Annotated in this window: 14 protein-coding genes; 8 read left to right on the top strand and 6 right to left on the bottom strand. The window is 43.7% G+C overall.

Annotation, left to right across the window (positions count from 1 at the left end):
* Positions 1 to 27 precede the first annotated feature (27 nt).
* Both ltaA and ERX37_RS04780 read right to left on the bottom strand, forming a co-directional pair.
* Positions 28 to 1,212 carry a lipoteichoic acid biosynthesis MFS flippase LtaA gene (ltaA, locus tag ERX37_RS04785; protein WP_133429497.1) on the bottom strand — a complete coding sequence of 395 codons (1,185 nt, stop codon included), beginning with the start codon at positions 1,210 to 1,212 and terminating at the stop codon, positions 28 to 30.
* Complete coding sequence (locus ERX37_RS04780; protein WP_133429496.1) at positions 1,190 to 2,359, bottom strand: diglucosyl diacylglycerol synthase; 1,170 nt, start codon at positions 2,357 to 2,359, stop codon at positions 1,190 to 1,192. Before ERX37_RS04780 ends, ltaA begins: the two co-directional genes overlap by 23 nt.
* A gap of 202 nt (positions 2,360 to 2,561) precedes the next feature.
* On the opposite strand from ERX37_RS04780, the gene ERX37_RS04775 reads away from it, so the two are divergent.
* Genes ERX37_RS04775 through ERX37_RS04755 form a run of 5 tightly spaced genes read left to right on the top strand, consistent with a single transcriptional unit; the run spans position 2,562 to position 8,594 of the window.
* The gene (locus ERX37_RS04775) at positions 2,562 to 4,037 is read left to right on the top strand and encodes a UDP-N-acetylmuramoyl-L-alanyl-D-glutamate--L-lysine ligase (RefSeq protein WP_133429495.1); all 1,476 of its coding nucleotides are present in this window, start codon (positions 2,562 to 2,564) and stop codon (positions 4,035 to 4,037) included.
* Positions 4,018 to 4,257, top strand: coding sequence for a YueH family protein (locus ERX37_RS04770; protein WP_133429494.1), 240 nt, complete (start codon positions 4,018 to 4,020; stop codon positions 4,255 to 4,257). The genes ERX37_RS04775 and ERX37_RS04770 overlap by 20 nt, the downstream gene beginning before the upstream one ends.
* A 10-nt stretch (positions 4,258 to 4,267) precedes the next feature.
* Entirely contained in the window at positions 4,268 to 5,830 is a 1,563-nt protein-coding gene (locus ERX37_RS04765; RefSeq protein ID WP_133429493.1) for a peptide chain release factor 3, read from the top strand.
* 18 nt (positions 5,831 to 5,848) lie between these two features.
* Positions 5,849 to 7,237, top strand: a complete 1,389-nt coding sequence (locus ERX37_RS04760) for a S1C family serine protease (RefSeq protein WP_165981963.1) — start codon at positions 5,849 to 5,851, stop codon at positions 7,235 to 7,237.
* Positions 7,238 to 7,241: 4 nt separating this feature from the next.
* The gene (locus ERX37_RS04755) at positions 7,242 to 8,594 is read left to right on the top strand and encodes a TrkH family potassium uptake protein (protein WP_229713081.1); all 1,353 of its coding nucleotides are present in this window, start codon (positions 7,242 to 7,244) and stop codon (positions 8,592 to 8,594) included.
* On the opposite strand, the gene ERX37_RS04750 is transcribed toward ERX37_RS04755, so the two are convergent.
* Positions 8,581 to 10,047 (bottom strand): ATP-binding protein, encoded by a 1,467-nt coding sequence (locus tag ERX37_RS04750; protein WP_133429491.1) that lies wholly within the window; start codon positions 10,045 to 10,047, stop codon positions 8,581 to 8,583. The two genes, ERX37_RS04755 and ERX37_RS04750, sit on opposite strands and share 14 nt — an antisense overlap.
* A 47-nt stretch (positions 10,048 to 10,094) precedes the next feature.
* On the opposite strand from ERX37_RS04750, the gene ERX37_RS04745 reads away from it, so the two are divergent.
* Positions 10,095 to 10,943, top strand: coding sequence for a bifunctional UDP-sugar hydrolase/5'-nucleotidase (locus ERX37_RS04745; RefSeq protein WP_133429490.1), 849 nt, complete (start codon positions 10,095 to 10,097; stop codon positions 10,941 to 10,943).
* 12 nt (positions 10,944 to 10,955) lie between these two features.
* On the opposite strand, the gene ERX37_RS04740 is transcribed toward ERX37_RS04745, so the two are convergent.
* Genes ERX37_RS04740 through ERX37_RS04730 form a run of 3 tightly spaced genes read right to left on the bottom strand, consistent with a single transcriptional unit; the run spans position 10,956 to position 12,231 of the window.
* Positions 10,956 to 11,546 (bottom strand): CPBP family glutamic-type intramembrane protease, encoded by a 591-nt coding sequence (locus tag ERX37_RS04740; RefSeq protein ID WP_133429489.1) that lies wholly within the window; start codon positions 11,544 to 11,546, stop codon positions 10,956 to 10,958.
* On the bottom strand, positions 11,539 to 11,718 hold the full coding sequence (locus tag ERX37_RS04735) for a YkvS family protein (protein ID WP_133429488.1): 180 nt from the start codon (positions 11,716 to 11,718) through the stop codon (positions 11,539 to 11,541). The genes ERX37_RS04740 and ERX37_RS04735 overlap by 8 nt, the downstream gene beginning before the upstream one ends.
* Positions 11,719 to 11,760: 42 nt before the next feature.
* Entirely contained in the window at positions 11,761 to 12,231 is a 471-nt protein-coding gene (locus ERX37_RS04730; protein WP_133429487.1) for a sigma-70 RNA polymerase sigma factor region 4 domain-containing protein, read from the bottom strand.
* Positions 12,232 to 12,436: 205 nt separating this feature from the next.
* On the opposite strand from ERX37_RS04730, the gene ERX37_RS04725 reads away from it, so the two are divergent.
* Both ERX37_RS04725 and ERX37_RS04720 read left to right on the top strand, forming a co-directional pair.
* Complete coding sequence (locus tag ERX37_RS04725; protein WP_133429486.1) at positions 12,437 to 12,892, top strand: competence protein ComK; 456 nt, start codon at positions 12,437 to 12,439, stop codon at positions 12,890 to 12,892.
* A gap of 123 nt (positions 12,893 to 13,015) precedes the next feature.
* Positions 13,016 to 13,462, top strand: a complete 447-nt coding sequence (locus ERX37_RS04720; RefSeq protein WP_133429485.1) for a MarR family winged helix-turn-helix transcriptional regulator — start codon at positions 13,016 to 13,018, stop codon at positions 13,460 to 13,462.
* The last annotated feature ends 8 nt before the right edge of the window (positions 13,463 to 13,470 follow it).

The raw sequence follows: 13,470 nt of genomic DNA, 5'->3' as shown, positions 1-13,470 counted from the left end.
GTGCAGGCGTTTCCGGTCCTTCTTTATTTATGCTTGACGATGATTTTTAATGAAAAATGCACAATAGAACAAGGCAAGCCCGGTAAAGATAAGTGCCGATAAATATAAGGTCATATTGACCTCCTTAAATAGTTCAGCAACAAAACCACCGATCACTGGGCCGACCATGGTACCGATACCTTGCAAGCTGTTGAAAACACCCCACGACTCTTCTTTCTGTTCTTCGTGGACGTTTTCAGCGATAAATGTATTCCAGCCGGGTAACAGCATGCCGTAGAACAGACCGATCATCAGACCCATGACAAGTGCCACGATAAAGAGATGGACCTGACTTAAAATAAAGATGCTGATACCGAAGACGAGGAAGCCTGCGATGATTACGCTATGACGCACGATACGCGGTGTATGATCCATCATCTTGGAGATGAAGAGCATGGCAATCGTGCAGCCGATACCGCCTGCAATCAGCAGATAAGTATATTCCAGTGTCGTCACTTCCAGGTGATTGACTGCATAAGTCGGCAATATCGGGACGAGCATACCGATTGCCATGCCCTGGAAGAGTATACCGGGAAAGAGTACGAGATGGGCAGTCATCACGTGCTTGATTAAATTGAACTGAGCCTTCATGGATTTCTTCTCAATGAACGACACTTCTGTCTTAACGAAGAAATAGAGCAGCCAGGCAATAAAAGCTACGAGCCCCATAACAAAGATATAACGGGTCGGATGCGCCTTGAATATTAAGTTCATGCTGATCATGCCGGCCATCATCCCGACGAGCCAGGCAAAGTAGACATAGCCCATCTGCTTGGCACGACGTTCCTCGTTGACCGAGCTGAGCATAACGACCCAGATGGGACAGACGGCGATACCGAGCAATATCGCTGCAAGCATGAAAACGATGATAGAATGATTGATGACAATCAGTCCGAGCGACATGACAGCAAGCAGGAAGCAGATATTAAGCACTTTCTTTGTACCGAAGCGTCTGAGCAGAAAGCCGGTCGAAAAATTCATCAGCGCATCGCTGACGAAGTGGAGCGTGATGCACAGTGAAGTCACGCCGACTGAAATACCGAGCGCAGTCGTCGGCAGGATAGGCAGATAACTCAAGATGAACATCCCTCTGGCAAATTCCATCAGAAATAGAATAACCAGCATCAGTGAGAAATCAGTCCCTCTTAACTTACCTTGCGAAGATTCGTGCATAGAGTGAGGCTTTCGACTGGAGCTGCTGTGTAAGAAGGGATGTATTCAGCATATCCAGTAAGTCCTGACAGATGACTTCAGATGAATGGGCGCGATAATGGCGAGACATCTGAATCTTCATCTTGTTCAGCTCATATTCATCAGTCAGTAAAGACAGCAGCACATGCAGGGTCTCATCAATGGTATAGGTGATTCTTGCATAGCCCATCTGACTGAAGTAAATCGCGTTTTCGCCTTCCTGTCCAGGTGCCGGATTGAAGAAGACGAGGGGAATGGACTGACTTAAACTTTCAGAGATGGTAATACCCCCTGGCTTTGTCAGCATCAGATCGCAGGCATTCATCCATTCATCCATATCATTTGTATAGCCGAGAATCTTGATATTCGGTTCTTCATTGAATGGACTCAGTTCCTTCAGCAGTTTTTTACTGCTGCCACAGACCACAACAAACTGAAGGTCGGCACGTCGATTCATATCGTCGAGCATGGCACTGAATCCTTCTACGACGCCAAACGCACCCGCAACCATCAGAAGGGTTTTCTTGCCGGGATCAAGTCCCTGAGACTGAAGCCATTCATCCCGGTCACGCTTTACCTCGAATTTTGGATGAATCGGAATACCAGTCACCTGAATAGCGTCTGACTCAATGCCGATGGACTCCAGCTGCTCTTTAGTATGCTCAGCAGCCACATAGTAGCGCTGAGAATTAGGGGTAATCCAGTTTTTATGCATATTATAGTCTGTGATGACAGTCGCAATCGGAATCTTCAGTTTGAGCTGCTGTGTGAGCAGAGATACGACGGGCGTCGGGAAAGTCAGCAGAATCAGGTCAGGTTTTTCATTGTGCAGAATATTGATGAGACGATTCAGACCGTAGTATTTATAGAAACACTTATCAATTTCATCTGGATTAGAATAATAGAACATTTTGTATGTTGAGCGGAAATATTTATAGCTGTTGATATACCATTTTTTTAGCGCAGACGTGATCAATGGATGTGCTTCTAAAAAAAGGTCATGCTGTATAAGCGTTAAGCTTGGCAGGTCCATCTGATTGAACTGATTGACAATACTGTTCGTCACAGACAAGTGACCATTACCGAATGAACCAGTGATAATAAGGATTTTTTTATTCTTTATCAACATAGACACGCTCCAGAAGTATAATTGTACTTAGTTAGTTTATCTCATTATAATGACTTTCGGCAAAGATTTCGAGAAAATTACAAAAAAATTACAATTTAAGGGATGAATCTTAATATTTGAGAAATAAGAGAATATCGAATTTTTTAAGCCTGCTCAGACGAAAAAGTGTATAATAAAGAATTGAATTAAAGGAGGTTTTCCTGTGAAAGTAGAGGCATTACTGAAACTGATAAAAGTTAAACAAATAGAAGGCGTTCTGCCGGCAGAAGTTACTGATATTACAACAGATTCACGCACAGCAGGTCCAGGTAGCATCTTTGTCGCATCGAAGGGGTATACGGTCGACAGTCATCGCTTTATTCCGAACGTTATGGAACAAGGCTGTCAGTTAGTCGTTACGGACCACAGACTTGATCTTGATATTGCTCAGATTATCGTGACGGATACACTCCGCGTGGCAAGCATCTTCGCACAGGCGATATTCGACTATCCCGCAACGAAGTTAAAGACGTTTGGTGTGACGGGCACGAATGGTAAGACCAGTGTCGCGACCATGATCCATCATCTGCACCGCGCACTTGATTTGCATAGTGCCTATCTTGGTACGAATGGTCTGCAGCTGGACGAGGAAGTGAAAAAAGGGGCTAACTCCACACCTGAGACAGTGACATTGACGAAAAGTATCGTCAAAGCATTGGAACGGGGTGCAGACGCTATGAGTTTTGAAGTGTCGAGCCATGGTCTGGTGCTTGGCAGATTGAACGGCATCGATTTTGATGTCGCGATATTTACTAATCTGACACAGGATCATCTTGATTTTCATGGCACAATGAAAGATTACGGCTACGCGAAATCACTTCTCTTCAGTCAGCTCGGCAATCATCCGTCGTATGCAGTGCTGAATAGTGATGACTCGTTTTCTGAGACTCTTAGAACGGTGACATCCCGTGAGATTCTGACATATGCCATCGACAGTGCAGCAGATTTCAAGGCGACTCATATTGAAGAGACGATTTACGGCACGACCTTCACGCTGCACTCACCAGAAGGCGACTATCAAGTCGAAAGTCCGTATTTAGGTCGTTTTAATATCTATAATATTATGGCCGCAGTAGCAGCCCTGTTTGCAGCGGGTCATTCTATTGCGACGGTTACTTCAGCGATTCCGACACTGCCGCCTGTTGAAGGGCGACTGGAAGTGCTGGACCGCTCTCTGCCGATTGACCTGATCATCGATTACGCCCATACGCCGGACGGCATGAATAAGCTGATTGACGCCGTGCAGCCTTTCGTCAAAGGGAAGCTGATATTCCTTGTCGGTATGGCGGGCGAGCGTGATCTGACGAAGACGGCTGAGATGGGTGCAATCGCCTGTCGCGCAGACTATGTGATCTTCACACCTGACAATCCAGCGAACGATGATCCTAAGAAGCTGACAGATGCACTTGAAGCAGGCGCGACACATGAGCGCTTCCGATCATTCGATGACCGTAAAGCAGGTATCCAGCATGCCATCGATATGGCGGAACCGGGAGATATGGTCGTACTCGCAAGTAAAGGACGCGAACCTTATCAGATTATGGCGAATTACGTTAAAGTACCGCACAGAGATGACCTGATTGGTATAGAAGCGGCTTACAGTAAATTTGGAGGTCCAGATGAAAATCAGACAAAGTAACGGTGAAAATCTGACGTGTAAAGTATATATCCATGAAAATAAAAAAGAAGAGAATTTTCTGGTCAGTGTACCGGACATCTTCTTCTCGATTCAGTTTGATTATGAACTGTACGGTGAATCACTTGTAGAACACCTCTATTTACATCTATTTAATTTATTGGATGAACAGGAAGCGAACGAACTGGCGCAGCGTATTGCCCAGTGGACGAGCGAAGTATAAGGAGACTATTATGACATTAAAACAAGAAGTTGAAACAAGAAAGACCTTTGCCATCATCTCTCACCCGGATGCCGGTAAAACAACATTGACTGAGAAATTATTATTATTCGGTGGTGCCATCCGTGAGGCGGGGACTGTCAAGGGGAAGAAGACCGGCAAATTTGCTACGAGTGACTGGATGGACGTTGAGAAAGAGCGTGGCATTTCGGTGACGAGTTCAGTGATGCAGTTTGACTATGACAACTATAAAATCAATATCCTCGATACACCTGGTCACGAAGACTTCTCTGAGGATACGTATCGTACGCTCCTTGCTGTCGATAGTGCCGTCATGGTGATCGATGCAGCGAAAGGGATAGAGCCGCAGACCTTGAAACTGTTTAAGGTCTGTAAGATGCGCGGTATTCCTATTTTTACATTTATCAATAAACTCGACCGTGTCGGCAAGGAACCTTATGACCTGCTGGAAGAGATTGAGAAGACACTCGAAATCGAGACGTATCCGATGAACTGGCCGATCGGTATGGGACAATCATTCTTCGGTATCATCGACCGTAAACATAAGACCATCGAGCCATTCCGTGATGAGGGAAATGTTCTGCAGCTGAATGAAGATTTTGAACTGACGACAGAACATCCGATTCAGAATGATGTGGCGTTTGAGACAGCGATTGAAGAACTGATGCTGGTTGACGGTGCCGGTGAGGCATTTGACCAGGATAAACTGTTATCAGGTGACCTGACCCCTGTCTTCTTCGGCTCAGCACTTGCGAACTTCGGTGTCCAGAACTTCCTGAATGCATACGTTGACTTTGCACCGATGCCGTCTGGTCGTACAACTGAAGAAGGAGATGTTGTCAGCCCGTTTGAAGAACAGTTCTCAGGCTTTATCTTTAAGATTCAGGCTAATATGAATCCGGCGCACCGTGATAGAATCGCCTTTATGCGTATCGTATCTGGTTCATTTGAACGCGGTATGGATGTCACGTTGACACGCACAGGTAAGAAGATGAAAATCTCCAGATCGACATCATTTATGGCGGATGATACTCAGACTGTCAACCATGCAGTCAGCGGTGATATCATCGGTTTATATGATTCAGGTAATTATCAGATCGGCGATACACTCGTCGGTGCCAACCAGAAGTTCCATTTCGAGAAGTTACCGCAGTTCACGCCTGAAATCTTTATGAAAGTCAGCGCGAAGAACGTCATGAAGCAGAAACATTTCCATAAGGGTATTGAACAGCTGGTTCAGGAAGGTGCAATTCAGCTTTATAAAACACTTTATACGAATCAGATTATTCTCGGCGCAGTCGGACAATTACAGTTTGAAGTATTCGAGCATCGTATGAAGAACGAATATAACGTAGACGTTGTAATGGAGCCGGTCGGTCGTAAGATTGCCCGCTGGATTGAGAACGAGGATGCGATTACGGATGCAATGAACTCCAGCCGTTCTATTCTTGTGGATGACCGCTACGACAACAAAGTATTTCTATTTGAAAATGAGTTTGCGACGCGCTGGTTCCAGGATAAGTTCCCTGAAATTAAGCTGTATAGTTTACTGTAGTAAGAGGAGGGGATGCGCATGTCGAAAATCACGATCAGAAAGAAGGATTACTTCAGACCGAAGCGAAGATTTAAACATCACGAAGAAGAAGCGGAGGCAGCAGAGAAATCAATCGAGGAATCTGAGATGGATGAGTCTGAAATCGATGAACCTGCTGCAAAAGACCGGGAAGTTATAGGGGATACAAGTGTTGCTGTCCGGGAGCCGGTCGTAGAAGAAACAATTGTCCATGAAGTCCCTCTCGTAACAGAGCAGCCGGATGTGGATGATGAGGACATTATACCGCATAAAAATGAACATTCTAAATTCAGCTGGCTCTATTTGATTCCTGCCGTACTATTCGGTATTGCACTGATGATGCTCGTCAATCTCTTTATGGATCAACCGGAAAAAAGAGCTGATAAACCTGCTGAACGACCGGTAACTGAGACATTGACGAAGACAGAACAGGCGGTCAAGGATACGCGTAGTCACGTCGTCAGTGTGGTCAATATGCAGAAAGTAAACAACTTACTGAATGAAAGTGCAGTACCGACGGAAGTGGGCATTGGCAGTGGTGTGATTTATAAATTGACTGATAAGGACGCGTATATTGTCACGAACTTTCATGTGATCAAGGATGCAGCAAGTATTCAGGTGACGCTTGCAGATCATAATAAAGTGGCTGCGCAAGTAGTAGGCGGCGATATGTGGACTGACCTTGCCGTTATCAAAGTACCAAAAGGCAGTATCAGCAGTTACGTGAAATTCGCTGACAGTGATAAAATCATCGTCGGTCAGACTGCTATTGCAATCGGCAGTCCACTCAGCCAGACTTTTGCGGGTAGCGTCTCTCAAGGCATTATTTCCGGGCTGAATCGTTCAGTGCCTGTGGATCTGGATGCAGACGGTATTTATGACTGGGAGTCGAATGTTATACAGACAGATGCAGCGATTAACCCGGGTAACTCAGGTGGCGCTCTAGTCAATGATAAAGGGGAGCTTGTGGGCATCAACGCCATGAAGATTTCTCTCGACAATGTAGAAGGTATCAGTTTCGCCATCCCGAGTAATGATGTTAAGAAAATTACAGCGCTACTTGAGAAGGAGCATCATATTGTCAGACCGGAACTGGGCTTAAAAGCAGATGATATTACTAGCCTGCAGTTTGAGGCGGTTAAGGCGCAGCTCGGTCTTCCGGCAGATATGACGACGGGAATTATTATTACAACTATTGAGCCGGGTTCAGCAGCTGAAGCAGCAGGTCTGAAAACGAAGGATATTATCACCCAGCTTAACGGTAAAAAGATTGACAGTATGGTGCAGTTCAGAAAAGAACTCTACTATGATCATCAACCGGGTGACACGCTGGACTTAACAGTCTTCAGTCAAGGTCACACGAAACATATGAAAGTGACGCTAAAGTAAAGGTGTGAATCCGTTGAAGAAAAGTTTTGGAAGACTGACACCGCAGCAATGGATTGTCGTCTATTATCTCATTGCGATGCTCATTTCTTTTGCGATGTTGAGGTTACCGGGTGTTCATCAGCCGGGTGTGCATATGTCGTATGTCGATTCATTGTTTCTGGCGGTGTCAGGCATCAGCGTTACAGGATTAACACCTGTCTCTATTGCAGACACGTACTCCTTATTCGGGCAGATCATCATTCTGATTATCCTGAATATCGGAGGGCTGGGTGTTATGGCGATGGGAACGCTCGTCTGGGTTATTCTCGGCAAGAGAATTGGTATGCGGGAGCGCAGGCTGATCATGGTCGATAATAATCAGGAGCAGATGACAGGTATGGTGCAGCTGCTGAAGGAGATTGTCAAAGTGCTGCTGATTATCGAACTCGTCGGCGCATTGCTGCTCGCTTTCTATTTTTATAAGGATATGCATTCGGTGAAAGACGCCCTCTATCATGGTCTGTTCGCGAGTGTAGCGGCAACAACGAACGGCGGTCTTGATATAACCGGTGCCTCGTTGAATCCTTATGCAGACGATTACTTCGTCCAGTCCATCGTGATGATCCTTATCGTGCTCGGCGCCATCGGTTTCCCCGTTATCATTGAAATTAAGACTTATATCTTAAATAAAGTACCGAATTTTAAGTTCAGTCTTTTTGCTAAGCTGACGATGACAACCTATGCGGCACTTCTCGTAGCCGGAACGATAGTCATCTATCTTCTTGAAGTAGGGAATGCTTTTAAAGGACTGACATGGCATAAGAGTCTCTTCTACGCACTCTTTCAGTCATCAACGACTCGGAGTGCGGGTTTGACGACGATTGATCTAAGCACACTGACTGAAGCGACCCAGTTTTTTATGGGTGGGCTGATGTTTATCGGTTCATCACCGAGCTCAGTCGGTGGGGGAATCAGAACGACGACATTTGCCATTATGATTCTTTTTATTATTAATTTCAGTAATGGACGAACGACCATTCAAGTGTTCAATAAAGAAATTCACCCTGTTGACTTACAGCGTGCATTCGCAGTGATGGTACTTGCCATTACAATCTGTTTTATCGGTCTTGCGATTATTCTCGGTTTTGAAAATGGCAAGCATCAGTTTCTGGAAATCTACTTCGAAGTGATGAGTGCCTTTGGAACATGCGGCTTGTCGCTTGGTATCACGCCTGATCTCACAACGCCCTCTAAACTGGTCATCATGGCGATGATGTTTATCGGGCGTGTCGGGTTGATTTCATTTGTAATTATGCTTGGAGGCAAGGCGGAACCAGTCAAATATCATTATCCTAAGGAACGGATCATGATTGGATAAGCGGGAGTCGGATGATGAACGTTGTACCGACATTCACAGTGCTGAGAACGTCCAGCTTACCGCCAGCTAACTCAATCATATTGCGGGTAACAGGAAGACCGAGTCCTGTGCCCGCTATTTTTGTTGTATAAAAAGGTTCAAATAGTCGTTTCAATTCATGTTCGGAAATACCGACGCCGTTGTCACGGATGGTGATGATAATATCATCCTGCAGCTGTACTTTAATATCGATGATGCCGTTACGTTCTTCAGGTATCGCTTCCTTGGCATTCTGGAGTATATTAATCAGCACCTGCTTAAGCTGATCGGCTGACATCATCGTGTAGAGTTCAGGATGCCGGTAGCTGCTGACGAGTCGCATCTGATGCACATCGAAGTCATATTTCATGAAATTCAGTGTGTGTTTGACTACTGCGACGACATCGGTCGGCTCATTATTCAGCTCAGTAGGCTTACCGAGCAGCAGAAACTGGCCGACAATATCTGTGATACGGTCGATTTCTTTCATGACGATAGAGAAGTGCGGATTTTTACCTTCTCTGTCATATTTCAGTTCGAGCAATTCCACGAATCCTCTGACAGATGTCAGGGGATTTTTAATTTCGTGTGCTGTATTAGCGGCGAGCATCCCGATCAGTTCTTTTTTCTGTGCATTGATTTCTTCAATCAGGTGCAATTTTTCTTTTTGACGCTCATAGACATTTCTGAAGAGCTGAATTAACGCGACAATCAACGTCAGCAGCAAGAATAAAATAAATGACTTCTCGAATGATTCGACGACCAAATGACGCGGCGAGATAATAGTCAGTTTCCAGTCCACATTCTGCAGCAGAGCCGTTTTGCGAATTCTTTCCTCGATATTCAGTGATGACTTAAAAATAATATTATTATTTAAATCAGCCAGCTCGACCGTTCTTGCTTCCTGAATGGCATCGATAGCAGCCATCGTAGTATTGATATCCATCTCAGTGACAACTGCAACCGGCTGGTCTTTATAGGTCATCAGTTTGGAGACATAGATATCATCAATACCGCTCAGTTCCTCGGTATTGAAATTGATCGCTATCTGATGGGTATCGGCATGCTGACGATAGAAAGCATAGGGATGTTCAGCACTGCCCATAATTCTATTATTTGAAGAGAGAATGACCTGACCTTCATCGTTGACGATGTAAATATTTTTATAGCGGACATCGCGCTCTTTAATACGCTTCATTGAGCTCAAGATAGCCTGGTCATCCGGAGCGACGTCGATAACAGTCGCTAATGTCTCGACTGTACCCATCGCATCATCAATCAGCGCTTCAATCTGCTGCTGATGCAGACTCATACTGCGCATCATATTCATTTCTTCTGATGATTTATCATAATTATAGATAATGGAAAAGGAGAGAATGGATAGGGTCAGTGTAATGGCAAGGTTGACGAGAATATACTTCTTTAGCTGATTCATAGGTACTCCTGTATCGATATTTGATATAATAAAAAAGGGTGAATCGCATGGATATACATATTATAGCAACAAATAACACGCGCGGCATGCTCTTCTCAGAAAACAATCTGTTAAGAGCGGCCAGTTACATCAGAAAAGTCCGCCGTAATTCGCCGCATCTCCTCGTGCTGAACAATGCCAATACGTTCTGTGGATCGGAAGATGCGGATTTTATCGCTGCACAAAAAGAATATGCGCGGAGTCCTGTTATGCGTGTAATGAATCAAATCGGCTATGATGCAAGTGGCATCAGCATCCAGGATCTGGACAAAGGCTTGTCTTACTTCAATAAGGCCCAGGCGATGGCTGAATTTCCATTTCTCTGTGCGAATATTCTGCATCCATATACGAAAGAAACATTTTTTAATACACCTTATATCATCAGACAGATGGGTGCGATGAAAATCGGTATTCTAGGGATGACAGCGACGAGTGAATTCAGACAGCGATTCAGTGAGGAATTTTATATGGAGAAGACGGTCGATGCGGCGAGACGCTGGATTCGGCATATGCGTGATAAAGAGAATCCTGATTTTGTCATCGTCATGTATTATGGTGATATCGAGCGGATGTCATCACATGAGAAGATGCTGCGTGCGACTGAAGGGGTCGATCTCATGCTCTCCGCATCTAAGTTGAATGAAGTCATCGACAGTACGTGGCATGTCGGCCTGGCGGATGATATTTCTGAGCTTTGTCATATGCAGCTGCAGTTCAAGCAGCGGACGACAACCTTTGAACTGACAGACTACCGGGCAGAACTGGTCAGCTTAAAGGCCTTCAAAGAAGATGCCTGGCTGATGGATGAACTCTATTATACACATCAGGAATGGCAAAAAAAGAACAGCACCCGTTAAAGGGTGCTGTTGCTATGTGAAGAGTAAAATCAATGCGATGACTGATCCAATCTGACCGATGATCGGCGTGATCAGTCGTCTAGTAAACTGGAACGAGGCTGCCAGAATCAGCTGCATGATGAACATCGCCAGCAGCTGAGCCGGACTGAGCGCCCAGTAGAATAGACTGACTGATGCTACAGACGTCAGCACAACGGCGACTAAAGGATGCGGAATCGTTTCCTGTAACATCGTTCTGAAATAGAGTTCATGAAGTGGTATTGTGACCGCAAGTGAAATCATCAGCTGCCAGCGATAATGAACCCCTGATGTAATCAACGTCTTCATCACTTTATTATAGCTGATATCCGGTATATACTGGGCAGCGACTGTATAGAACAGAACAATCAGTATAACTGCTATGAGCCCGGCAGCGATTGATTGGCTAATTCGTCTCGACGCCAGATGACGACTATATCTTATATAACTGAATGATGTCAGAAGAAAGATACCTGTAATCATATACCAGAATACACGGTTCTCATGTCTCATCAGAAAAAGCAGCAGATGAAACAGAAGAAAGGATAGAATAAAAAGAGAAGGCTTACGAGCCAGCTTACTCATTGATAATTTTATAACGTTTATGGTTGATCACCGTTTTTTCCGGTTGATCAAGCTGTTCAAAATTTTTCATGATAGTCAGGTCGACAATCACTGAGTTTTCATTGACTTTCTCTACTTTGCCGCGCAATCCCTCGTGGAATTCTACGATGTCTCCTAATTTAGCGATATCCATATAATAACCTCCTCAAAATATACTATCCGTCATTATACTAAATTACTGCTCACATTTAAATGATAAATCACTATTTTGTCGCAATTTCTCCCGCGCCTTCTTGCGGATATATTTAATCTGCGCACATGTTTTACCCATCAGATTACTTATTTCAGAGAGCTGGTAACCAGCCCGGGCAAGAACATACCATTCATTCTCAGCTGCAGTCAGTGAAGAAGAGGACAGGGTGAACGTATCATAGCACATCACAACAGGTAATACTTCATCTGCCATCAGCTGGAAGCGCTCCTGATACTTAATACGTCTTCTCATTTCGTCGATCAGACAGAACTTCAGCTGTAAATAGACATACTGTGATTCATTAGGCGTTTTAACTGCATCATACTGTTCACTCAGCTGCCAGAGTCTGATTAAAGCGAGCTGATAGTAATCGTCGCGGTCATAAGTGATGTGATAGTGATGCAGTAAATGATGAATCATGCGGTCGTATTTGCGGTACCATTCTTCAAACATCGGGTGTCCTGACGCGATCGATCGACTCTTTATTTCCGGATATCTTCATCTTAGCGGGAAAATCACTGCAATAAAAATCATGTTTTAAGTCAGATTTGTAGATAATGTTAAAAAATATGCATTTTTTGTTAAATTTCACTTTTAATATACTCTTTTTGCCTTTAAAACCTTATAATGTTTAAGAAAGCTAAAGGAGGGTCCTGTTATGCAACAGTTCATAGGAAGCAATGTTGTCTACATCAGAAGAAGCAACAGCACAAGTGGGATGACTGAAATCGCATATTATGATGGTAAAACTGAGAGGGTTGATAAAACACCCGATCAATTGCTGAACGAAACATTGCACATGGTGAACAGTAGCCTGACAGCCAGCCGGGAATCGATGAAAATCGTGATGAAGTATTCACACTATCCACCTGTCGTTATTGATGCGAGTCAGAATTTTGTCTTCTTTCCTTTACATAAAAGGCAGAGTTATGAGATGTGCTACATCAATAATCAGCATTTTCTGCAGGCCATTGATTTTGAAGATACTATCATCTATTTTACGAATGGACGCTCGCTTATCGTTCCTGATAAAGCCGATCAAATAGAAAAACATCAGCTAAAAGCAATTAAAGCGACAGATTATTTCACTAAATTAAAAAAACGATTTTTGTAAAATCAAATATTATATGAATAGATAGCAGGCAATTTACTTTGAAAAAATTTTAAAGTGATTGCACACAATATAAACTTAGATTATAATTTGAATAACCTGTTATATATTTAAGGAGAAACGTGTATGGAAGATCATCGTTTAAAAAGATTTGGACAACTGATTTATTTCATTAATTCTAAGATTGATGAAATCAACGCCATTGAACTTGCTGACTATAGCATTTCAAGAGAACAGATTTATATGCTTGAGCTCATTAACAACGAAGAGAATATGACACAGAAGAAATTGATTTTCAGATTGAACAAGGAACAGACAGCTGTATCACGCTCTATCAAAAAATTGGTAGAGTACGGTTATATCGAGAAAGAACAAAGTATGTATGATCTGCGTTCCACAGTACTCAATGTGACTGATAAAGGCAGAGAAATTGTTGAGATGGCAGACGGCATTAAATCTAAAGTCGTCGCTAGTTTTATGAAAGAACTGAATAGAGAAGAAGTGGATGAACTGATCGTCATACTGGAGAAAATCTATCAGTCATTTACGATTAGAGATCCATTTAAGTTTTAACAAAAGAA

This window comes from Macrococcus hajekii (assembly GCF_004359505.1).
Lineage (GTDB): Bacteria > Bacillota > Bacilli > Staphylococcales > Staphylococcaceae > Macrococcus > Macrococcus hajekii.
The sequence above is the reverse complement of the archived record's forward strand: the minus strand, read 5'-3'. Positions and strand labels throughout refer to the sequence as shown.

Bases quoted from the DNA above. Each gene is read 5' to 3' on its own strand.
- ltaA (WP_133429497.1), bottom strand. From the start codon at position 1,212: ATGCACGAATCTTCGCAAGGTAAGTTAAGAGGGACTGATTTCTCACTG.
- ERX37_RS04780 (WP_133429496.1), bottom strand. From the start codon at position 2,359: ATGTTGATAAAGAATAAAAAAATCCTTATTATCACTGGTTCATTCGGT.
- ERX37_RS04770 (WP_133429494.1), top strand. From the start codon at position 4,018: ATGAAAATCAGACAAAGTAACGGTGAAAATCTGACGTGTAAAGTATAT.
- ERX37_RS04765 (WP_133429493.1), top strand. From the start codon at position 4,268: ATGACATTAAAACAAGAAGTTGAAACAAGAAAGACCTTTGCCATCATC.
- ERX37_RS04760 (WP_165981963.1), top strand. From the start codon at position 5,849: ATGTCGAAAATCACGATCAGAAAGAAGGATTACTTCAGACCGAAGCGA.
- ERX37_RS04750 (WP_133429491.1), bottom strand. From the start codon at position 10,047: ATGAATCAGCTAAAGAAGTATATTCTCGTCAACCTTGCCATTACACTG.
- ERX37_RS04745 (WP_133429490.1), top strand. From the start codon at position 10,095: ATGGATATACATATTATAGCAACAAATAACACGCGCGGCATGCTCTTC.
- ERX37_RS04740 (WP_133429489.1), bottom strand. From the start codon at position 11,546: ATGAGTAAGCTGGCTCGTAAGCCTTCTCTTTTTATTCTATCCTTTCTT.
- ERX37_RS04735 (WP_133429488.1), bottom strand. From the start codon at position 11,718: ATGGATATCGCTAAATTAGGAGACATCGTAGAATTCCACGAGGGATTG.
- ERX37_RS04730 (WP_133429487.1), bottom strand. From the start codon at position 12,231: ATGTTTGAAGAATGGTACCGCAAATACGACCGCATGATTCATCATTTA.
- ERX37_RS04725 (WP_133429486.1), top strand. From the start codon at position 12,437: ATGCAACAGTTCATAGGAAGCAATGTTGTCTACATCAGAAGAAGCAAC.
- ERX37_RS04720 (WP_133429485.1), top strand. From the start codon at position 13,016: ATGGAAGATCATCGTTTAAAAAGATTTGGACAACTGATTTATTTCATT.